This window comes from Cupriavidus sp. CuC1 (genome assembly GCF_044627735.1).
Taxonomy (GTDB): domain Bacteria; phylum Pseudomonadota; class Gammaproteobacteria; order Burkholderiales; family Burkholderiaceae; genus Cupriavidus; species Cupriavidus ulmosensis.
Genome location: NZ_JBIUHC010000172.1, coordinates 1 through 20,565 on the forward strand (window position 1 = coordinate 1; position 20,565 = coordinate 20,565).

General features: G+C 60.7%; 18 protein-coding genes and 1 pseudogene. 11 read left to right on the plus strand and 8 right to left on the minus strand.

All coding sequences use genetic code 11. The annotated features are described in order from the left end of the window. The first annotated feature begins 591 nt into the window (after window positions 1-591). The 4 genes from ltrA (at window position 592) to ACGLHR_RS43015 (ending at window position 5,126) form a co-directional block, all read left to right on the plus strand. The gene (gene ltrA, locus ACGLHR_RS43000) at window positions 592-1,896 is read left to right on the plus strand and encodes a group II intron reverse transcriptase/maturase (protein WP_400101992.1); all 1,305 of its coding nucleotides are present in this window, start codon (window positions 592-594) and stop codon (window positions 1,894-1,896) included. 247 nt (window positions 1,897-2,143) lie between these two features. Continuing rightward, window positions 2,144-2,581, plus strand: a complete 438-nt coding sequence (locus ACGLHR_RS43005) for a hypothetical protein (RefSeq protein WP_400101993.1) — start codon at window positions 2,144-2,146, stop codon at window positions 2,579-2,581. A gap of 382 nt (window positions 2,582-2,963) precedes the next feature. Continuing rightward, entirely contained in the window at window positions 2,964-3,767 is an 804-nt protein-coding gene (locus ACGLHR_RS43010; RefSeq protein WP_400101994.1) for a Bug family tripartite tricarboxylate transporter substrate binding protein, read from the plus strand. 57 nt (window positions 3,768-3,824) lie between these two features. Continuing rightward, window positions 3,825-5,126, plus strand: a complete 1,302-nt coding sequence (locus tag ACGLHR_RS43015; RefSeq protein ID WP_400101995.1) for a CaiB/BaiF CoA transferase family protein — start codon at window positions 3,825-3,827, stop codon at window positions 5,124-5,126. Between the two features lie 393 nt (window positions 5,127-5,519). On the opposite strand, the pseudogene ACGLHR_RS43020 reads toward ACGLHR_RS43015, so the two are convergent. The 5 genes and pseudogenes from ACGLHR_RS43020 to ACGLHR_RS43040 form a co-directional block, all read right to left on the minus strand. Then, window positions 5,520-5,624 (minus strand): annotated as a pseudogene (locus ACGLHR_RS43020) (IS630 family transposase); the annotation flags it as partial. 903 nt (window positions 5,625-6,527) lie between these two features. Further along, window positions 6,528-6,773, minus strand: coding sequence for a hypothetical protein (locus tag ACGLHR_RS43025; protein ID WP_400101996.1), 246 nt, complete (start codon window positions 6,771-6,773; stop codon window positions 6,528-6,530). Window positions 6,774-6,812: 39 nt separating this feature from the next. Further along, window positions 6,813-7,187, minus strand: a complete 375-nt coding sequence (locus tag ACGLHR_RS43030) for a hypothetical protein (protein ID WP_400101997.1) — start codon at window positions 7,185-7,187, stop codon at window positions 6,813-6,815. Next, window positions 7,144-7,941 carry a hypothetical protein gene (locus ACGLHR_RS43035; protein ID WP_400101998.1) on the minus strand — a complete coding sequence of 266 codons (798 nt, stop codon included), beginning with the start codon at window positions 7,939-7,941 and terminating at the stop codon, window positions 7,144-7,146. Before ACGLHR_RS43035 ends, ACGLHR_RS43030 begins: the two co-directional genes overlap by 44 nt. Further along, window positions 7,883-8,425, minus strand: coding sequence for a helix-turn-helix domain-containing protein (locus ACGLHR_RS43040; RefSeq protein ID WP_400101999.1), 543 nt, complete (start codon window positions 8,423-8,425; stop codon window positions 7,883-7,885). The genes ACGLHR_RS43035 and ACGLHR_RS43040 overlap by 59 nt, the downstream gene beginning before the upstream one ends. Before the next feature lie 764 nt (window positions 8,426-9,189). On the opposite strand from ACGLHR_RS43040, the gene benC reads away from it, so the two are divergent. Then, the gene (gene benC / locus ACGLHR_RS43045) at window positions 9,190-11,979 is read left to right on the plus strand and encodes a benzoate 1,2-dioxygenase electron transfer component BenC (RefSeq protein WP_400102000.1); all 2,790 of its coding nucleotides are present in this window, start codon (window positions 9,190-9,192) and stop codon (window positions 11,977-11,979) included. Here benC and ACGLHR_RS43050 read toward each other — a convergent pair. Then, on the minus strand, window positions 11,976-12,929 hold the full coding sequence (locus ACGLHR_RS43050; protein WP_400102001.1) for a helix-turn-helix domain-containing protein: 954 nt from the start codon (window positions 12,927-12,929) through the stop codon (window positions 11,976-11,978). The genes benC and ACGLHR_RS43050 overlap by 4 nt on opposite strands. A gap of 96 nt (window positions 12,930-13,025) precedes the next feature. On the opposite strand from ACGLHR_RS43050, the gene ACGLHR_RS43055 reads away from it, so the two are divergent. Genes ACGLHR_RS43055 through ACGLHR_RS43075 form a run of 5 tightly spaced genes read left to right on the plus strand, consistent with a single transcriptional unit; the run spans window position 13,026 to window position 17,377 of the window. After that, a complete protein-coding gene (locus ACGLHR_RS43055; protein ID WP_400102002.1) occupies window positions 13,026-13,898 on the plus strand; it encodes an SDR family NAD(P)-dependent oxidoreductase in 873 nt (290 codons plus the stop codon). Window positions 13,899-13,932: 34 nt separating this feature from the next. Then, window positions 13,933-15,639, plus strand: coding sequence for an FAD-dependent oxidoreductase (locus ACGLHR_RS43060; protein ID WP_400102003.1), 1,707 nt, complete (start codon window positions 13,933-13,935; stop codon window positions 15,637-15,639). After that, window positions 15,636-15,974, plus strand: a complete 339-nt coding sequence (locus ACGLHR_RS43065; protein WP_400102004.1) for an NIPSNAP family protein — start codon at window positions 15,636-15,638, stop codon at window positions 15,972-15,974. Before ACGLHR_RS43060 ends, ACGLHR_RS43065 begins: the two co-directional genes overlap by 4 nt. A gap of 35 nt (window positions 15,975-16,009) precedes the next feature. Further along, window positions 16,010-17,197, plus strand: coding sequence for a 4-hydroxybenzoate 3-monooxygenase (locus ACGLHR_RS43070; RefSeq protein WP_400102005.1), 1,188 nt, complete (start codon window positions 16,010-16,012; stop codon window positions 17,195-17,197). Window positions 17,198-17,233: 36 nt separating this feature from the next. Then, the gene (locus ACGLHR_RS43075) at window positions 17,234-17,377 is read left to right on the plus strand and encodes a hypothetical protein (protein WP_400102006.1); all 144 of its coding nucleotides are present in this window, start codon (window positions 17,234-17,236) and stop codon (window positions 17,375-17,377) included. A gap of 453 nt (window positions 17,378-17,830) precedes the next feature. Here the strand turns inward: ACGLHR_RS43075 and ACGLHR_RS43080 are convergent, their stop codons facing one another. Beyond that, window positions 17,831-18,544, minus strand: a complete 714-nt coding sequence (locus ACGLHR_RS43080) for a transposase (RefSeq protein WP_400102007.1) — start codon at window positions 18,542-18,544, stop codon at window positions 17,831-17,833. 187 nt (window positions 18,545-18,731) lie between these two features. Next, window positions 18,732-19,370, minus strand: a complete 639-nt coding sequence (locus tag ACGLHR_RS43085; protein WP_400102008.1) for a transposase — start codon at window positions 19,368-19,370, stop codon at window positions 18,732-18,734. A 588-nt stretch (window positions 19,371-19,958) separates the two neighbouring features. Here ACGLHR_RS43085 and ACGLHR_RS43090 point away from each other — a divergent pair. Continuing rightward, window positions 19,959-20,351: a GNAT family N-acetyltransferase gene (locus ACGLHR_RS43090; RefSeq protein ID WP_400102009.1), complete on the plus strand. Its 393-nt coding sequence runs from the start codon at window positions 19,959-19,961 to the stop codon at window positions 20,349-20,351. The last annotated feature ends 214 nt before the right edge of the window (window positions 20,352-20,565 follow it).

The window sequence follows — 20,565 nt, forward strand, 5'->3', positions numbered from 1 at the left end:
CCATACCGACAGGACCCATAACCCTTGCGATGAATCTCACTGGGTGAGCCGCTTGAGGGAAAACTTCACGAGTGGTTGTGCGTCCAGCGAAGGCTGGCATGTTCAGCAGGAGATAGACCTGCCGGGGTAAGAGTCAGAAGCTCCGTAGCTTGGATAGCAGGGTGGGGGGAAACCAAGACTCTGAAGCCTATCGACGACCGTCTCCATGGGAGACGCGCGAATCATTGGGCCGTAATGAAAATGAACGTGGATGTGGCCTCGAAAGTGAGACGACCCGAGGGCCGAGCCTGCAACTACTGGGCGAAGGCAGCATGGGTAGCCGAAAGCTGACCGACACGGCTATCTCACCTCGGCGGGGTGGAAGCGACGGCACGATGACAAGGACATGCTGAGCAACTGGAGAAGCCCTCCTCGTCCCGGCGCGAAATCGCCGGAGCAAGGTAGGCCCTATAACCGGCGAACCCGGGAAGTGGGCCGAAGGCGAGAGGGTGGCGGATGGGTCCGTATTAGCGGTGAACCCGGGTAACGCTGGGGGAGCGAAGGGGCCCTGCTGTTTGTAACGTCCTCGACAACATGGGAGGCAAGGACGAGATGACAAAGGCGTCCAGCAGTTTGCAGGACCTGAGAAGAGGAATATACGTCAAGGCGAAGGCTGAACCGTCCTGGCGTTTCTGGGGGTTGTACGTCCATGTCTGCAAGATGGAAACACTGCGCGAAGCGTACGCGCTGGCCAGAAAGAACAATGGTGCTCCGGGTATCGACGGGGTAACGTTCGAGGCCATCGAAGCGCAAGGCGTGGAGTCCTTTCTTGAGCAGATACAGGGCGAACTGATCGAGCGCACCTACGTACCGCTGCGGGCGCGGAGGCAGGAGATACCGAAGGATGGGGGCAAGGTCCGCGTCCTGTCGATTCCTGCTATTCGCGACCGCGTGGTGCAAGGTGCGCTCAAGCTCATCTTGGAACCGATCTTCGAAGCAGACTTCCAACCGGGGTCGTACGGCTATCGTCCAAAGCGGACCGCACATGACGCGGTGCGTCGGGTGGCGACGGCAATTGTTCAGTGGAAGACGCGCGTCATAGACTTGGATCTGCGCGCCTACTTTGACACCGTGCGGCATCACTTGCTGCTGGACAAGGTGGCGCGCCGAGTCAATGACGACGCAGTTATGCGTTTGCTGAAACTGATGCTCACGGCATCGGGCAAACAAGGCGTACCACAAGGTGGGGTGATTTCGCCTCTGCTCAGCAATATCTACCTCACTGAGGTTGACCGAATGCTTGAGCGGGCGAAAGACACCACGCGCAATGGGAAGTACACCTACGTCGAGTATGCCCGTTTCGCTGATGACCTGGTCGTGCTAGTCGACGCCCATCCGCGCCATGCGTGGCTACTGGGAGCGGTAAGCCGGCGGCTTCGGGAAGAGTTTGCCAAGTTACAGGTCGAGGTCAATGAAGAGAAGAGTCGCACGGTGGATTTGGACTGCGGTGAGAGCTTTGGCTTTCTGGGATTCGACTTCCGTCGCCTGCGCAGTGTGGAGAGACAGGTGTGGCGAGCGCACTATACGCCTAAGTTGAAGAAACGCACGGCGTTGCTGCGCAAGCTCAAGGAGGTGTTCAGGCGATACCAGTCACAGCCAGTAGATCGGGTGGTTCAACTGATCAATCCGGTGCTGCGTGGCTGGGTGAATTACTTCGCCGTCGGACACTCCAGCGAGTGCTTCGGCTTCATCAAGGACTGGGTGGAAAAGAAGGTCAGGCGCCATCTGGGGCGATCCCGGAATCGAGGGGGCTTCGGCTGGCAGAAGTGGAGTAGGAGATGGCTCTATGACGAACTTAGGCTCTTCAATGGCTATCGGGTTCGTCGTGGACCGTCGACGAAAGCGTCACCAGCATGATAGGTCCCATAAATCTTGACATGAAGCAGACAGGAAAGCCGTGTGCGGGAAATCCGCCTGCACGGTTTGACGTGGCGGGAGCTGGAAACGTGACCATGGTTGCCGGACTGCGGGCCATCGCGAAAGCGGTGGAATCACCACCGGCGCCTGCAGGTGCGCGCGCCAGTTCTCGACCCTACCTTATGGGGAGGGGCTGGAAACGGGCCGGGTTCGCCGAGCACCGCGCCAGTCCTTTACCCGACAGAATATGTTTCAGCGACTGGAGTCGGTGCTCAACAGTGAGATTCGCTCTTTGAGCCAACCGCGCGCGGCGCTGCTGGCCTTCGGCGTGGCGGCGCTCGCGTATAACGTACTGAGCGTGATTGCGACTGCGGTGAGAATCCGGCATGAGCTGGATACCAGTGATATTGAACTCTCACCGTATTACCTCGCCAGCGAAATCCGGGCGACGTATGCCGGCATGGTGATCGCGGTGCCGCCCGAGGTGTGGCAGGCCTATGACCCACTCACGCCGGCCCAGCTTGGCCGGACGCTGCTAAACATAGCGGCGCACGTTGATCCCCGCGCGATGCGCAAACATACGCGGGGACCCAAAGCGCCCAAGAAGAAAGGCTATGTTGCAGGCTGTGTGGCACGGCGGCATGTCTCTACCGCACGTGTCATCAAGGCTGGGCGCGTCGTTTGATCACCTTGAAAGGGGTGGCTCTGAGCACCCTTGCCACTTCGGATCGGCCTTTGGGATTCCGCGCATACAGAATATCCGCGTTGAGCCCCTTTTTTCAGCGCCTTTGGTTTCGCGAGGGTTGGCTAAGACACGGTTCATAACTATAATGGTTCAACCATTAAAAAGCATGGGGACAATGATGCGCTTCCAGTTTCGCGGCAGATGGTGCCGCTTCCTTTGCGTGGCGTCGACGGGCTTAATGTTGCTGGCTTCGATGGCGAATGCCGCACCGGCATATCCGGAAAAGCCGATCAGGCTTGTGGTGCCGACTGGGCCAGGTGGTGGTTACGACACCACGGGGCGACTGATTGCGCGTTCACTCGCTCAACAATTGAACTAGCCCGTGGTGGTTGAGAACAAGGCTGGCGCAGCCGGAACCATTGGCGCGTCTCAGGTTGCCAAGGCAACTGCCGACGGGTACACCCTAATGTGGACGGGAAATGGTCCATTGACGCTATCGCCCTTCCTTTATCCAAGTGCGCACTATGACCCGGCGAAGTCCTTCGTGCCGATTGGCATTGGGGCGATGTCGTCCTACGTGCTGGCCGTGAGCTCGACAGCCAATTTCACCACGCTGGAAGGGTTGGTGGCGGAGGGCAAGCGGCGAGAGGCCAGCCGGACGCTGACATACGCTTCCAATGGCCAGAACGGATCGCTGCATTTGCTGGCGCTTTTGCTGGCGGCTAAAAGCGGGATGAAGGCGCTGCATGTCCCATACAAGGGCGGCGCTTCCGGTGTCACTGCACTGCTTGCAGGAGAGGTCGACTTTACCTTTGACGCTGTATCCACGGCATTGCCATTCATCCGGTCCGGGAAGCTTCGAGCGTTAGCGATTACTGGCTCGAAGCGCGACCCCGCTCTGCCCACGGTGCCTACCCTCGGCGAGAGTGGGATGCCGTCTCTCACCTTCGATGTCTTCTACGGACTTCTCGCACCAGCGGGAACGCCGCAGCCGGTCGTGGAAAAGCTGGCAATGGCAATGCAGCGCGCAGTTGCAGACCCGGAGATTCAGAAGGCAATCAAGGCCACTGGAAATGTCGCACAAAGCCGCACGCCTGTGGAGTTCGGAAGCATGATCGGCCATGAGGCGAGCCGCTGGCAATCGATTCTGCGCGAGCAAGGCATCAGCGCTACCGCTGCACAGTAAACTTGTCCGAATAGATTCGCCGTGGCCGGAGAGTCGCTCTTTTCAAGGAACCGCACTATGTACCAATTCGACCGAATCGCCGAGAGGCTGCCAACGCGTCCTCCGCGTGACCCGCAAGCCGAGGCGCCCCTGAAATCCATCAGGGTGGTCGACTTCACGCATTTCGTCGCAGGCCCGTACGCCACGATGCTTCTGGCCGACCTGGGCGCTGACGTGATCAAGCTCGAGGCACCCGGAAAAGGTGAGGATTTTCGTCACTATCCGCCGTCTGATCCCAAGTTGCCCCTGCAGGGTGCGCCATACCTGTGGACGAACCGGAACAAGCGTAGTGTTGCCATCGATCTGAAAAGCGCCGACGGTCGCCGTATCGCGCGTGAACTGGTGGACAAGGCCGACGTGGTCGTCGAGAACTTTTCTACCGGCGTCATGGCGCGATTCGGGTTGGATTTTGAGCAATGCCGCGAGAGGAATCCCAGGCTGATCTATTGCTCTGTTTCCGCATATGGGCGGACCGGGCGGTTCGCCGACCGGCTGGGCTTCGATCCTGTGGTTCAGGCCGAGAGCGGATTCATGTCCATGAATGGATACCCTGATCGGGACGGCGTGAAGACCGCAGCCACCGTTATGGACATTTCCACGGCCATGATGGCGGCCAATGCCATCATGGCCGCGCTGCTGGCCAGGGAGCGAACGGGAAGGGGCCAGTTCATCGAGACGACGCTGTTCGACGCTGCCGTGACCATGACAGGCTTCGCCGCCATGCAGCATCTCTGTGCGGGAAAGGTGCCGGTACGCACGGCCAATTCGAGCGGGGATACCTGCCCGTCCGGGCTGTTCCGTACCCAAGACAAGTCGTTCTACCTCAATTGCGCCAACAACGGGACCTTCAAGCGCTTATTCACAAGGGTCCTGGAGATGCCGGAGATTGCTGACGACCCCGCATTGGCTACTGCTCCGCTTCGCCTCATGCAGCGCGATCGGCTGTTTGCCATCCTGAACGAGCGATTCGCCAGCCATCCCTGGGCCTATTGGCAGCCGAAACTCTTGGCCGCCGGTGTTCCCAGCGGCGTGGTTCGGTCACTGGAGGAGGCACTTGCGTCAGATGAAGTGCTGGAGCGCAAGATCGTGACACGGATCCCGCATGCCGAGGTGGGATGGATCCCTAATGTAGAGTTGCCGATTCGATTCTCCGATACGCCGCCTGTGGAACCCGTCGCGGCGCCGCGGCTCGGCCAGCACACCCGGCAGGTGTTGACGGAAGTGCTCGGTTACTCGGAGGAAGAGATTGCCCGCGTGGTGGGTGTGGGTGCCGTGGGCTTGGATCGGGAAGCACCTCGCGCCGATCATCGCGGTGCCTAATTGCTGGAAATTGCCTGACGCATGGCCGGTCTCAGTCACTGCCTGTGTGGAGGGCACTACTAGAAACGAGTGCGCTCCATTCGCCTTGGACGCGTGGACGGTTTCGTCCGCGCGCGTCTCCTTAGTGCGCTCGGCGTGCGTCGTGCGTTGATGATTCTTGACTAAATTTCCGCATCACAGTTCGTCGTAATCATCCTTCCTCTTCCGGCGACCCGACCATCCCGCAGTGCCTTCAGCATTTTCAAAAGAGCCGGTTTTACTCCGCGAGGTGCAGGCCGCTCAGCGGATCAGAATGGATCTCGGCGCGCGCCCGTGGCGGCGTCGGAAAAGGGCGCATGGTTGTCGGCAGAGCTCATCGTTTGCTTATTCTTGAGCTTTCCATAAATCATGACATCACCACAAACTCGCTTGAATCCAGCAGGCCGTGATGATCGACGGTCGGTGTTGTGCGCTCTTGAGCTTGTTGCGGGCGGTGCTGTTGAGGACCGTTAATTCTGCGAGCGGCGCCCACTATATCTGCGAGCAATCACACTGGCATAACACATTGATTTGTAAGGGAGAGATGTCGGTTTATGGCGATTTGCGCCGTTGCGTAGAGGCAACGGCCTTTCCCGCGCAGGACCACAAATTCCGCGACTGTGGCTCGGCGGACCGGTAATTCTGCGAATGCGCGAACGCCTATTGCGTGATGGTAGGCAGGCGCTTCATAGCTTGCGAATGGTGAAGGGTACCGGGGCAGGGATGTCCCTTTGGTCGAGCCGCGTATTGGCTGAGCGAAAGATCCTAGAAATAAGGGGGCATTTGTGCGACCCCCGGCCACATGATGATCTGCGGGGCGGAGCTTACCTCTTCGAAGGGCACGCGAGCGTCAGCCGGACAGAGGACGTCCTTCCCCTTCGTCGTACCGATCCTGCTTGGTCGAAAGCCACATTCGCAGAATTAATGGGCGCCATTCGCAGAATTAACGGTCCTCAACATCAGGATCCGATAACGTCATCGGAAACGCGCGGCCACAGTAACACTCGGCACGCAGTGGCACCGCATGGATTGGGCAGGTCTGCAGCAAGCGCAGCGCAAACAAGTCAGAGTGATAGCCTGCCGCCAGGCAGAGGGGACAGACTCTGGCGTGGGCGCCGAAGAGGGTGGGCCGCAGGCAGGCCGGCGCTTCATCCAGCGTTGACCATCGAAATTTCTCCGATGATTCGCCCAGTAACGCCGCGAGTCGCCCCCGATCAATCCCGTAGGCGGGCCGGTGCCGGCCGTGGTGATCACAGATCGCCGCCATGAGGGCAAGCTGGCGTGGCCAAAGCCCATTGAGTTCGCAGGCCCGGTGCAGTGTGTGGCTCAAGGACGCATAGGGCAGGATGCTGTCGCGATGCCGCGTTAAACGCGGTGGCTCAGTCACGTCTGCATCGCGCTGCGATCATTGCGTCGTCGCGCCGCCGTGGCCGACACCATCGCCACCAATATGCGATGACCGCCTGCCTCGACCACCTGTCGCCACGAATTCAGTGACGTCGCTTCCTCCACATCCGCGCCCGCAGCCAGGCGCAGCAGCACGTGGCGGCAAGCATGGGTCACTGTCTTCATCGGAAAATTGATTGGCCCCGCATACCGCACCGGTAGGCAATCGGTCATGGCACGCATCAGCGCTGTCGCGCTGTCCGCGAGCCGGAAACCCTGTGCCTAAGGCACTGGCGCCAGGCTTGCCGTGAACGACAGGCCAGAGCCCGCCGGCCACTCGCTGCCGCTGTCATAGCCCGCCATCACGTAAGCGAGTTCCTGCTCGCTACGAATCCCTTCGAATGGTTTGGTGGCCAGCATGAAGCGGGCGGCGACATGCGCGCCGCCGGACAGGGCCATGGTGATGGCTTCGTCAAAGAACTGCAGCGAGGCCACCGAGATCACGCACAGTCGGATGCGCTGCTGATCGAGTTGACTGTGCAGTCCGACGAGCCATAACCATTCCCGCTGCGACATACCCTGGGCTTCGTCAATGATAAGGACCAGAAAACGCTCACCACCTTGGCTGGCCAGCTCGGTCCAGCGTTCCAGCAACATGTGGTGCCGCGCCAATGGACTTCTGATCGCTGTTGCCAGCGCATGGGAGCTGGCCTGCAGCAACTCCGCATAAAACCGGCCGACTGACTGCGCACCGCCCGAGTCGGTGTGGCTCCAGACCACCATCGGCACATAGCCGCCGCAGTGCTCCGACAGCAATCGCTGCAACCAGAATCCGCCGGGCCTCCAGGTACGCCGGATGAGGCGGCAGCCGCCCGCCGGGAGAGCTCTCGGCATACTGCAACAGTGCTTCGACCGCGTCGCACTCGCGCGACAGGAACAGCAGCCGCCGCTGTTCGAGGCCGCGAATGGCCTGCCTGATGTACAGGGAATGCGGGGTGCGGTGCCAGGGCGGTGCGCCGCGAACGACGCCGAGAAAATGGCCGGCTTGCGTCGACACCGTGGCGAAACGGGCATCGTCTTCGTTTTCAATCGGCAGCCATAGCTTCTTGCCAAGCAGGTCCCCCCGCAGGCACAACCATTCTGCGGAATACCGGGCGTTGGCGAAGTGGAATTGCGGTCGTCGACCGGTATGATTGCCGCCCAGCAGCGTGCAGAGCTTGCGCACGCCTACCATCTTGCTGACGGCTATCGGGTCAGCCGTGGGCAACGGCACATCCTCCTGGTCGGCCAACCAGTCAAGCTGATCAAGCGGGCTGCGATAGCCGAGGCCGGCATGTGGTGTGGCGTTGTAGTTAGCGATCAGCGTGTCCAGCAACTCCCGCGCATACTCGAGCTGGAAATGGGTGTCCATCGCTTTCTGCTCCGGGTTGGTGCCCCGTTTCTGGTCCGGTCAGCTTCCGGTGGTGGGTCGCCAGGCGATGAAAACCACCGGCGGCGAGGCAGGGGAAGAAGGCCTCGATGTAGGGGATCTGCTGGCGAAATTCAGCTTCCAAGCCTGCAGCGCTTTGGAACAAGGCTTGGAGTGCCCCGGCCGCCCCACCGCCCCAGGGATTCACAACAAGAGGCGCAGTACGTGTGTAAGGGCGGATGCGCTGGAGCGGCAGCAATCCGCGCCAGCCATAGATGCGACCGTCCGGATGCGGCGCCAGGCAACGCTCGGTGATCAAGCGGTACACCTGGCCGCGGCTGATCCCTGCCTTCGCCTGAATCTCCTTGCCATCGGCGCCGTTCAAATAGAGCCGGACCGCCCTGACGCGCGCGAGAAAATTGGCGCGCTGAGGCTCTGCCAGTGCTTGCTCATGGACCGTGGGCCACGTGGTCAGGTTGATCTCCACGTCCGATTCTTCAGCAGCGGCAGTTCGGGCCCGTAGATGTATTCTGGCGCGCACCCCGCGACCCTCCCCATCCCGCTCCGACAAGACAACATTAGGTGAAACGGGGGCCAGGGATTACAACTTTCGGTGCGGAAGGCCACAGACTCGCGCAGGCGGAGTGTCGCGCAACACACTGATTTTGAAGGGATTTCCCGCGAGGTGGATTCGAGGAGACGATTACGACATTAGGTGTGCAAACGACTTTTGCTCACAAGACTAAAGTTGTATCTAAGGACACGCTGGTCCGATCGTCATCGCAGGCGCGTGAGACCGTGCGGACGGCACAAGGCTGCCCGACTCGCCCACGTGGTCATCAAGAAAAATGGTGGTGGGGGCCGGAGACCTCGTTCCACGCTAAAACATCCTTCAACGCAAGGTCGCCGTCGTCACACAAATTGCGGAAGACCCGGTGTTACTACACTTCACGTCAATGAGAAGGATGGTGGTGGTGCGCGTGGAGACGAAGGCCGTTCCCGACGCGGCCGTCACATAAAGTGCGGGAGGCCCCAACGTTCACCCGGCTCCACCGCAATGCACGTTTTGTCCCGGTTGACGCCGTCTCTGTCCGTTGATGGGAATACCGTTCAGGCTATAAATTCGCATCCTGAAACCCACCGGGCGCGCGAAGGGAGCTTGCGAGAAGCAAGGTTATCTCGCGCGCCACCCTGCTCGAACATACCGCCAGCGGAGCGGCATGTTCGGGCTGCTCTCGAGGAGACACCGCTATGGCCCATCAGATAACACTCCGTTTTGAGGACGGAGTGACCCGGTTCATCGAGTGCGAGGAGGGCGAGCGCATCACAGACGCCGCCATTCGCGCCAAGATCAATATCCCACTCGATTGCCGTGATGGTGTGTGCGGCACCTGCAAGGCGGACTGCGAGTCCGGCGAATACGTTCTGGGCGACTGCGTGGAGGATGCGCTTACTCCGGAGGAGGCCAGCGCCCGCAAGGTTCTCACGTGCCAGATGAGCCCGCGTTCCGATTGCGTGATCCAGATCGCTACGAACTCCGATGTTTCAGGTACCGGCCCGTCCTCGCACAGGGGAAAGATCGCCACTTGTCAACGAGCGTCCGCCACCACCATCGCCTTCTCGGTCGAGCTCGAGAATCGCGAAGATCTCGGGTTCCTTCCCGGGCAGTACGTCAACATCCAGGTGCCAGGCACCGATCAGACACGGTCCTACTCCTTCAGTTCCGGGCCGTCCCAGCCGCACTTGTCCTTCCTTGTGCGCAATGTGCCTCAAGGCGCGATGTCGACCTGGCTCTGCGAAAGCGCGAAAGTAGGCGACCCGATTGAGTTTCGCGGTCCGATGGGAAGCTTTTATCTGCGCCCTATCGAGCGGCCGGTGCTGTTTCTGGCGGGTGGCACGGGCCTCGCGCCGTTCCTCTCAATGCTTGACAAGGTCGTCGAGGACGGCGGCAGCCCGCATCCGATCCACATGATCCTGGGTGTGAACACCGATGAGGACCTGGTTGGCATCGAACGGCTTGAAGCTTATGCGCAGCGCTTGTCGAATTTCACCTATGCCTGCACCGTCGCCAGCCCCGAGAGTGCCTATCCCAACAAGGGCTATGTCACCCACCATATCGTCGCTTCCCAGCTCAACGGTGGCGATGCGGATGTCTACCTCTGCGGCCCACCGCCGATGGTTGATGCGGTGCGCAGTTTTCTCTCGTCCGAAGGGATGACGCCGCGCAATTTCTACTATGAGAAGTTCTCCGGCACCGGCCTGGTGGTCCAGACCGGCGAGGAGCGCATCGCTCCGGTTGATGTCGATGAAGCCTTTGACTTGCGCATGGCTCTCGAACTGGGGGCGGCTCAGCTGACTATGGGCCGGCTGTCGAGCGAGCAATTAACCATCTTCCGCCAGCTCGCCGAGGCGACGGCGCCGTTCGTGTCCGGGCGGCGCTTCACCGACGTTCCGCGCTACATCGAGGCAAACCACGCCTTCCACATGTTCACGATCGAAGCTTCCGGGAACGCCCAGCTGATCGCGCTCTACCGGCAACTTGCCGTGCAGGACTACATCGGTCGCGCGCTGACCGACCAGATCGAGATCGTCGGCGATATCGTGCAGCAGCACCGGGACATTGTCGCCGCCTTCGAACTGGGCGACCTGAACGCGGCGCGGGACGTGATTGCGCTGCACGCGCTCCATTCCAAGGCCACGATGAGCCGGGCGCTGGAGCGTATGGCGATGGGCAAGACGGCGCCCATGGCCGCAGCGCTACCTTCTCCTCTGTCTGCTGTGCCGGAGAGCGCGCCGCAGGTCTGCCCATTCACGGCCAAGACCCTTCCGGCCTATTCACACGAACTGGACTGGCCCGAGGGATTGGAGCCATTCAAGGTGGCCGATGACGGCTCGCAAGGCGACCCCTATGAGCACTACCGCTGGATGCGCGAGCATGCGCCGGTGCTGCGTTGCCAGTCGGCGACGTCGGACGTGTGGTTCCTCTCTCGCTATGACGATGTCTACCAGGCGATCCGCAACCCGAAGCTGTTTTCCTCCGAGGTCGTCAGCCCGCCACCGCTGACGTTCCTGACGCTGTTTGATGCGCCAGACCATACGCGGTTACGCAAAGTCGTCCAGCCATCCTTCCTCCCGCTGTCGCTCGATCCCTTTATCGAACAGATCGAGCAAAGGGCGGAGGACCTGCTCGACGCGATGATCGCTAAAGGCGGCGGTGACGTCGTCAACGATTTCGCCATCCCGCTCAGCATCTCGACCATCTCCACAATGATCGACGTGCCGAACGAGGATGAGGAGAAAATGAAATTCTGGTCGGACGAGACCTTTAGCTACTTCGGGCGCCTCGCCCGCAATGCGCCGGGGACCGGCACCGACGAGCAGAGCGCGCAGGCCTTCTTCGCTTACCTGAAGGAGGCGATGGAGCGGCTCGTTCGCACCGGCAGCCAGTCGATCGGCGGGCATATCGCGCGCATGTGGAAGGACAGGCTACTTTCGGAAAAAGAAGCGAAGGAGCTGTGCGCCTTCGTCTTCATCGCTGGGCACGACACTACGACGATCCTTGTGGCCAATGCATTTCGCATGTTTGCCGAACAGCCGAATCTGCTGGGACGTATCTGCAAAAACCCCTCCGACGCTGAGCGTTTCGTCGAGGAGGTGGCGCGCTATCGTGGTACCGTGCAGCGTGTGAGCCGCATCACCACCGAGGCGACCACTGTCGCGGGCGTTGATCTGCCTAAGGGTGCGGTGGTGCGATTGCTGCTGTCGGCTGCGAACCGCGACAGCCGCAAGTTTGCCAACGGTGAGACGTTCGACATCGACCGTGATTCCAGCGGCCACCTGGGTTTCGGCAATGGCATGCACAAATGCCTTGGCGCGCCGCTCGCCAAGCTGGAGACGCTGATCGCAACGAAGGCTCTGGCCCGCAAGGTTGGAGATATTGCGCTCGATCCGGCAAGGCCGATCCAGTATGTGCGGGGCAACAATCTGACCAACTCCGGGCCGGAGCACCTGTTCGTGAAGCTGGATCGGTTATCGGCCTAAACCCGATGAGGGGGAGTCAGCCCGCTCTCGCCTTTTTCAGGCGGCAAGGACCGATCGTGGGCCGCACAGCGGTATTCGGTTGGCCGGAGTCCCGTCTGCTTGCGGAAGAAACGACTGAAATAGGCCTCGTCCTGAAAGCCCAGTTCACTGGCGATCTGCTTCACGCTCAGCGTCGAATAGCCGAGCAGCCGCTTAGCCTCATGGATCGAGCGTGCATCGATCGCCTCGATTGCCGAGACCCCGAAGGTGGCACGGCAGATGCGAGAGAGCTGGCCGGTGCTCACGCCCATATCGTCGGCATAGCTGGCGACCGGCCGGCGCTCACGGCAATGGCGGTCGAGCAGGGCGCGGAACCGCTCGATCCGCGCGGCCGTTGTCCTCTGCTCGGAACTGGCTGAAAGCCGGGCGCTCTCGCTGAGGCGCCCGATCTTGACGAACAGGGTGATCGTCAGTGCTGCGCCTGCGGTGAACTGCCAGCGCTCGTGGCTCTCCGCCTCTTGTCCGATCGACTGAAACAGGGTCTCCAGAGGTGTGCCGCGCTCGACGTCGGGATCGATCGACAGCACCGCCGGCGTGCGGATGAATTCCAGTAGCTCGGGCGCGGCCGTCATCGCCAGCGATTCCAGCGCAGACTGCGCGGCAGTAATGACGTGACCGTCGATGTCGCTCTGGAAGTTAAAGGCGTGGACCGAGTGCGCTGGCACGACGATCAGGCATGGCGCTTCGACTGCCCAGGTCCTGCCGTCGATGAACGTCTCGCCGCCCCCGCCGGTGACGTAGAGCACCTGGATCAGCGCATCGTGGACGTGCGGCTGGATGTCGAAGTCGAAACGGCCGGCACGCAGAGGAATGCGTTCGTAATGGACCATGTCGACCCAGGATTGGCCGGCTTCCGCGCCATAGAGCGCGAAATGCGGAACGGTCCGGCGGCGCTGTTGGTCACGGGCCATGATGCACGATATGTCCTGTTACACGTGGTCTCTGTCCATTGTTCCACAGGCGCTCGAAGCGTTCAATGGCGGTACAGATTTCAGGAGACAAATCGCATGGAAAATCTCAGGAACCATAATCGCGTGGGACAGGAACTTGAAAACCGCGCAGCTGCCTCAAGGCCATATCGGCTGAACCTCGATGGAAAGGTCTGCGTGGTCACGGGTGCGGGTAGTGGCATTGGTGCCGGCATCGCGCGCGCCTTCGCTGAAGTCGGAGCAAAAGTGGCGCTTGTGGATCGGAATCGCGACGGCGCTGAAGCTGTCGCCGCCGAGCTTCGGAAGGCCGGTGCGGTGGCGCAGGCGATCGGCTGCGACGTGTCGGACGAGGCTTCGGTTGCCGCAGCGGCTGGCGAGGTTCGCGCAACGCTCGGGCCGGCCAGCGTGCTCGTGAACAATGCAGGGCTTCTGCGCGCCGGAGCTCTTGAGACGGTCTCGATCGAGGACTGGAACCAAGCCATCGCCGTTAATCTCACTGGATATCTTCTGTGTGCTCGAGCGTTCGGACGCGACATGCTGGCGGTTGGTAAGGGCAGTATTGTCCATGTCGCCTCGATTGCGGCTCTCAATCCGCAAACCAATAGCGGTTCCTACAGCCCTAGCAAGGCGGGCGTGCTGCTGCTCTCGCGGCAGTTGGCGGCGGAGTGGGGCCCACGCGGGGTGCGCAGCAACTGCGTGCTGCCCGGCATGATCCGCACCGCACTGTCCGCCAAGTTCTACGAGGAGCCCGGCTTCGAGGCTCGCCGCGCCGCCGCCACCGCGAGCCGCCGCATCGGCGAGCCGGAGGACCTCGCTGGCCCGGCCTTGTTCCTCGCCTCTGACCTGGCTGCCTACGTCAATGGCGCGGAGGTGCTCGTCGATGGCGGGCTCGATTGCATGCTGATGGACATGGTCCCGCGCCCCGGTTTCAACGCCACCCCGGCCGCGTGAGCTCCATCACACCATTACGACAAGGAGAGTAGATATGGCCAAGGAGATCACTTGCGATCTGGTCGTGGTCGGATCGGGTGCTGCGGGCCTCGCCACCGCGATCACTGCACGCAAGCGCGGCCTCGATGTCATCGTGCTCGAAAAGGAGCCCGTGTTCGGTGGTACCACCGCGCTGTCTGGCGGCGTCTTGTGGATTCCGCTGAGCAAATATGGCCAGCAGCAGAACCCGGCTGACACCGTCGAGCGCGTGCGCGAATACATGATGAGCGAGACGGGCAACAACTACGATGCCGCCGCAGTCCAGTGCTTTATCGAGAACGGGCCAAGAATGGTCGAGTTCTTCGAGCGCGAGACCGAGATGAAGTTCGTGCCCACGCTCTATCCGGACTATCACCCGGATGCGCCTGGCGGCGTCGACATCGGCCGCTCGATCCTCGCCGCGCCCTATGACATTCGCGGGCTGGGCAAGGACATGCGCCGTCTCAAGCCGCCGCTCAAGACGATCACCTTCATAGGAATGATGTTCAATTCGTCGAACGCGGACCTCAAGCACTTCTTCCGCGCCACCAAGTCGCTGACCTCCTTCCTCTATGTGACTAGGCGCCTGGCGACGCATATGAAGGAGCTGCTGCTCTATCGCCGCGGCATCAATGTGACCAGCGGAAACGCGCTGGCAGCGCGACTCGCGAAATCGGCGCTGGACCTCAACATTCCCATCCTGACCGGGACTCCGGCCCAAGAAATCATCATGCATGGCGGCAAGGCTGTTGGCGTGCGCGCCGGCGGTGAGGGCAGCGAGCGCCGCATCCAGGCCCGGTACGGCGTGGTGCTGGCCTGTGGCGGCTTCCCCCATGACGTGAAGCGCATCGCGCGCGCCTACGCCCACATCGCACGTGGCGGCGAGCACCTCTCGCCCACGCCGGCGGGCAACACCGGCGACGGTGTTGCGATGGCCGAGGCGGCGGGCGGCAGCGCTGACATCCGCTACCAGGACAGCGCGGCCTGGATGCCAGTATCGCGCGTGCCGTATGGCAATGGTGAATTCGGCGTGTTCCCGCACCTGCTGGACCGCTACAAGCCCGGTGTGATCGGCGTGTTGCGCAACGGCAAGCGCTTCACCAACGAATCGAACTCCTATCACGACGTGGGTGCGGCCATGATTCGTGCCTGCGCAGGGCAGAACGAGACGGCCATGTGGCTGGTCTGCGACAAGGCCACCCTGGCTAAGTACGGTCTGGGTTTTGTCAAGCCTGCCCCTATGCCGATCGGCAAATACCTGCGCAACGGCTACCTGTTCGAGGGCCGCACGCTGGCCGAGCTGGCCAGCCATGCCGGCCTCGACCCGGCCGGGCTGGAGCAAACCGTGCGCGACTACAACGTGGGCGCTGCGCGGGGCGAAGATCCGGCCTTCGGTCGTGGCAGCACCGCGTTCAATCGCTACCTCGGCGACCCTGAGCGCCAGCCCAATCCGTGCGTGGCGCCCATCGAGAAAGGACCGTTCTACGCCGTCAAGGTCGTGATGGGCGACCTGGGCACCTTCGACGGGGTCAGGACCAGCGTTGCCGGCGAGGTGCTCAAGGGCGACGGCACGCCGATCGACGGACTCTACGCGGTGGGCAACGACCGCGCCAGCATCATGGGCGGCAATTACCCCGGCGCGGGCATTACCCACGGTCCCAACATGACCTTCGGCTTCCTCACGGGCAACCACATTGCGGACAAGGTAGGAGCAAAGGCATGAACTACTTGGACAAGCCCCTGATCGACCACCGCATCTACACCATCGCGCTGCGCAAGATGCCCGAGTTCCTAGAGGTGTTCGACCGCTTGGCCATGCCCATCCTGCTGGAGACGCTAGGCCATCCGGTGGGCTTCTACGTGAGCCAGGTCGGACCGCTGAACCAGTTCGTGCACCTGTGGGCCTACCAGGACCTGGCTGACTATGAACGTCGCTGCTTGGCGCGCGACGCGCACCCGGAATTCTCGTCCTATTTGTCGGCTTCCGGGCATCTAATCACCGCGCAGGAAACGCGGCTCATCCGGCGCGTCGATCTACCGAGCCTCATGTGCCGGTGAAGCATCTGAACAACTGATAACCAAGGAGAGGGAACATGCGCACCACGCGTACCCAAGTAGGCATCATTGGTGCCGGCCCAGCGGGGTTACTGCTGTCGCACATTCTGCACCTGCAGGGCATAGAGTCGGTTGTACTAGAAAGACACAGTCGCGACGATGTCGAGGCGATCATTAAGGCCGGCGTGCTCGAGCAGGGCACAATCGACCTCATGAATGAGATCGGCGCCGGCGAGCGGATGATGAAGGAAGGCTTCCGCCACGAAGGCATCATCCTGCGCTTCGACGGGCGCGACGAGCGCATCGACTTCCCGTCGCTCACCGGCGGCAAGTCGGTGATGATCTACGCCCAGCACGACGTCATCAAGGATCTCATCAAGGTGCGTCTGGACAGCGGCGGAGACATCCGCTTCGAAGCCAAAGACGTCAGCGTCTACGATCTCGACACCGCCCAGCCGAAGATCCGCTACCGCGACAAGTCAGGCGTGGTCGAAGAGATCACCTGCGACTTCATCGCCGGCTGCGACGGCACCCAGGGTATCTGCCGGCCGTCCATCCCCGCGGGTGCGCTTAAGGTCCACGAGCGTCTCTACCCCTTCGGCTGGTTCGGCATCCTATGCAAGGCGCCACCCTCGTCCGACGAGTTGATCTACGCCATGCACGAGCGCGGATTCGTGCTCGTCAGCACCCGCTCACCCGACATCCAGCGCATGTACTTCCAGTGCTCGCCCACGGAGAAAGTCGAGAACTGGTCCGACGATCGCATCTGGGCCGAATTTCGCGCACGGCTCGCGACCCAGGACGGGTGGGTGCCCCAGGAAGGGCCGATCTTCAGCAAGACCGTCATCGGCATGCGCAGCTTGGTGGTCGAGCCGATGCGTTACGGGCGCCTGTTCCTCGCCGGCGACTCGGCACACGTGGTACCACCGACCGGCGCCAAGGGGCTGAACCTAGCTGCCACAGATGCGCAGATTCTCGCCCGCGCGCTCACTGCATACTTCAAATCCAACCGCAGCGACCTGCTGTACCAGTACTCGGAGACCGCGCTGCGGCGCATCTGGAAGGCGACGCGCTTTTCCTGGTGGATGACCTCCATGCTGCACACCTTCCCCGGCACCGACGAGTTCCAAAACCGCTTGCAACTATCGGAGCTGAACTACGTAACGAGTTCGCGCGCCGGAGCCATGGCCCTGGCGGAGAACTACGTTGGACTGCCGATTGAATAAGCCAGCGTAGCACGTTGCTTTTGGAGGGCGACTGCCATGCCCCGCACCGACGAGAAAGAAGATGTATTCGGACCGGTGCTGGGCGCCGGGCTGTTCGGCTTCGCTGTCGGCGCACTATGTCTTGTGCCGACATCGGACCGCAAGGGGCGCAAAACCGTGATTCTCGTCGCCATGGCATAGTGCGCCATTGGCACCTTCGGCTGCGCATTCCCATGATCCAAGTTCTCGGTGGGATCGATCGCATTCTCGCCCGTGTGGGTAAGCGCGTCGTTTCCGACGGCAGGCGGGACAAGGTGCCGCGCGAACCGTACTGCGGGCTTCGACAGTAATGGTCTCCCCTCGCGCGTCGCTGCCAAAGACGTCGGACCCCGCGCCTTGGGTGCGCGCTCGGGGAAGGCCCCCGCAGTGATGAAATTGTGTACGATTCAGATTGGGCGCGCACCAAAGCAGGGGTTACCCAGCGCTTCGCGCATTTGGTATGTGGTGCCCGGCCTTGCGCCGGCACGGATAGAAGTTAGTCCCCGGGGCTGGATCCCGGCAATCACCAACCCCGACCTTCCTTTCCTTACTGCGTCAGTTCGCAAACCGAAACTAGTGTGGCTTGCAAGGAGAGGCTTATCGCCCCAGACATGCCTATGCTGACATCCAGTACAGAAGGAGGTTGACACCTGTCCCCTCATAGAAGCCTCGCTGCTTGAGTTGCCAGATCAGTCTCGGACAGCGACAGCCCCGGGCGATTCGTTCCTCGATATAGCTGCGATAGGGATCCAAAGGCGTCGGACCCCGCGCCTTCCGGCCCAAGGTCACGCCACCGACCTCGACTTGCTGCGCGGCTTGGCGCAGTTGCGGCCCGAGTCGGTACAGCAGCCTCTCGACGTTGTCGCGCAGGTTGCACAGCAGATGCCAGCGATCGGAGCCTTGCTTGGCTGCCGGCAGCGCGATGTCGACCGCCTCGGAGTAGGCCCCGGCCCGGTCCCTGGCGACGATCTCGATCGATGGGTGCGCACGCATCCACGCGGCCACCGTAGTTATTTCCCTGCCGGCGAACACTTCGATCGGCTCACGTCGCGCCAGGTCGACGATGATCGTTCCGCATTGGTGACCGCGCGCGATCGCCCAGTCATCGATGCCGACGACCCGCGGTCGTGGTTTGCGCTTGCGCCCAGGAGCTCTTCGCAACTCCCGCAGCACGGTGTCGGCACTGGTGCGCAAGCCCAAGGCGTTAGCAAGCCGGGCTGCCGCCTCACCACCGAGGGCGTGGCCCAGCGCGCGTGCAACGCCCGAGCCTGCGATCGCGTTCGACGTTGATGCCGACCGGCCAAGCGTAGAACAAAGTAATTCTGTCACTCCGGAATCCGGCTGTAACCCGCGCGGAATATAGAAGTCCGGCCGGTGAGTTGACAATATTGCTTACACTCCCCCCCGAAGCAAAGTCGTCAATTCGCATAAGTCCGGATTAATTTTGTCAATTGGCCTCCTAGACTTCGAATCCCGGTAACTTCTCAATAAACCGGGGCAAACGGCGTCACGCCGCTCAGGTGGAGAGAGCGATGCGCTGTTCGAGGAGGTGGGGAAGGAGGGGAATGTGATTGGTGTGTGAGATGCGGTCTGCCAGGTAGTCCCAGAACGAGATTCCCAGCTTTCGACGGGTCTTCTTCAAGTTCGAGAAGGTGTCACGGCATTGACGACCGAGTTCGCTGCGCGTGCCGCCATTGATCTTCTGCTTTTTCACGTGGTCGCGAATGTCGCGTTCCCTGCCGTTGGTATGCGGTGGGATCTCGGGGCGTTCAAGCACCAAGAGCAGTTCGGACTTGTTCTTGTGAAGGCGTCTGAGCAAATGATCCAGCGTCGCGTAACGGGTCTTTTGGATGAAGACTGCGTCAAAGCGTTTTTGCAGTTCGGCTTTGCGCTGGATCGTCGGATTCTGCTTGTATTCCTTCAGATCCGCATAGAGCGACCAGATTTCGCTGCGCACGCGGGCAATATCCTCTCGATGTAGGTCATTGAGCGGCAGCAGCTTGTGCACGAGACGCTCGGCGTGGATCCAGCATAAGCCGTGAATCTGTCCCGCATCATCGCTGATGGCGGCCAGATCCTGGGCTGCGCCACGTCGCCTCAGGCTGCCCAGTAATGCCCCTTCGGTGGCGATGTTTCGGTGGCGGGTAAGGTCCATGCCCAGGCTCTTCCTGACCGAGCACATTCTTATCAGCCTGAACATCTCAATTTACCCGGCTTGTTCAGCGTAGCCTTAATATCGTTCGGCTGAACGAGACCCTGGGCTTGCCAACAAAAACGCTGCGCACGGCACTGCTCGGTGGAAATTTGCAACTGCTAGGGAAGTGCTGATCAATAAGGTTTTCGAATGGCGTTGCCAACGGTTTTGGTATCATGAAAACCGGTGTGTTGTGATAATCTGTTGTCCATCTTTTTAATTTTGCAACCTGTTTATTCGCTATCCATGTCGTTGTTTTTGTTTAGACGAGTTTTATGTTACGAAAACGTTCGTTTACGCAACAAGTAATATTTTCAAATGTTTAAGTGAAATCGTTTCTGATATGTGCTATTACTTGCACGTTTTAGGAGCTACCCGTTAATCGAGCCTATTTCGCTTACGAATTGACGGTCTATGGCAGACAGAATGCGTGAAATTACACTTCCGACAACAAAGAATTTATAGATGAGTGCGAAGCCATATCTCCACCTCTGCAGACAGACTGAAGATGACGTCGTGTACCAGCCTGATTGGCCAGGAAATGCACGTTTGGTCGAATTCACACTTTCATTGGCTGAGGATGCCCATAATTTGATGCAATCTTCCTACGCCATGGGTGGCGGTCAGATTTCAGAATTTCGACCGTGGCTGGACACACTTCTCGCCGATGCAGAATACGATCCTGCTCTAGTCTTTACAGTGCTAGATAACAGTGGGCGAATGGTTGCGTTCGCCCAGTGCTGGAGCAGCGGTTTCATCAAAGACCTCGTCGTTGATATCGATCGGCGTCAGCAAGGACTTGGGGAAGCTCTGCTACGCCACCTGCTGGTGACGTTTAGAGAACGAGGGGTGAAACGTGTGTGCTTGAAAGTCGAGTGTGATAACCCAACCGGTGCTGAAAGGTTGTACAGACGTCTTGGATTTGACACCGCACTCGCATGACCGTCCCGATATCCTTCGCCTCAGGACACATTGATCATAGCCAGAAGATGGCGGTGGTGACCTGAGACCCGTCTTCCCTCCAGATTTCAGGAGAGTCTTGGGTTTTTCAATCTGGCCTTATGCGTTAATTCCGCTAACGGTGACCGCTATATCCGCTAGCAATCACATGGCTGTAAACCATTGATCTATATTGCGAAACGGCCGTTCAGTGGCG

Bases quoted from the DNA above. Each gene is read 5' to 3' on its own strand.
- ACGLHR_RS43075 (WP_400102006.1), top strand. From the start codon at position 17,234: ATGCCCCGCACCGACGAGAAAGAAGATGTATTCGGACCGGTGCTGGGC.
- ACGLHR_RS43030 (WP_400101997.1), bottom strand. From the start codon at position 7,187: ATGTTGCTGGAACGCTGGACCGAGCTGGCCAGCCAAGGTGGTGAGCGT.
- ACGLHR_RS43070 (WP_400102005.1), top strand. From the start codon at position 16,010: ATGCGCACCACGCGTACCCAAGTAGGCATCATTGGTGCCGGCCCAGCG.
- ACGLHR_RS43085 (WP_400102008.1), bottom strand. From the start codon at position 19,370: ATGGACCTTACCCGCCACCGAAACATCGCCACCGAAGGGGCATTACTG.
- ACGLHR_RS43065 (WP_400102004.1), top strand. From the start codon at position 15,636: ATGAACTACTTGGACAAGCCCCTGATCGACCACCGCATCTACACCATC.
- ACGLHR_RS43060 (WP_400102003.1), top strand. From the start codon at position 13,933: ATGGCCAAGGAGATCACTTGCGATCTGGTCGTGGTCGGATCGGGTGCT.
- ltrA (WP_400101992.1), top strand. From the start codon at position 592: ATGACAAAGGCGTCCAGCAGTTTGCAGGACCTGAGAAGAGGAATATAC.
- ACGLHR_RS43025 (WP_400101996.1), bottom strand. From the start codon at position 6,773: ATGCGTGCCATGACCGATTGCCTACCGGTGCGGTATGCGGGGCCAATC.
- ACGLHR_RS43015 (WP_400101995.1), top strand. From the start codon at position 3,825: ATGTACCAATTCGACCGAATCGCCGAGAGGCTGCCAACGCGTCCTCCG.
- benC (WP_400102000.1), top strand. From the start codon at position 9,190: ATGGCCCATCAGATAACACTCCGTTTTGAGGACGGAGTGACCCGGTTC.
- ACGLHR_RS43035 (WP_400101998.1), bottom strand. From the start codon at position 7,941: ATGGACACCCATTTCCAGCTCGAGTATGCGCGGGAGTTGCTGGACACG.
- ACGLHR_RS43005 (WP_400101993.1), top strand. From the start codon at position 2,144: ATGTTTCAGCGACTGGAGTCGGTGCTCAACAGTGAGATTCGCTCTTTG.
- ACGLHR_RS43055 (WP_400102002.1), top strand. From the start codon at position 13,026: ATGGAAAATCTCAGGAACCATAATCGCGTGGGACAGGAACTTGAAAAC.
- ACGLHR_RS43050 (WP_400102001.1), bottom strand. From the start codon at position 12,929: ATGGCCCGTGACCAACAGCGCCGCCGGACCGTTCCGCATTTCGCGCTC.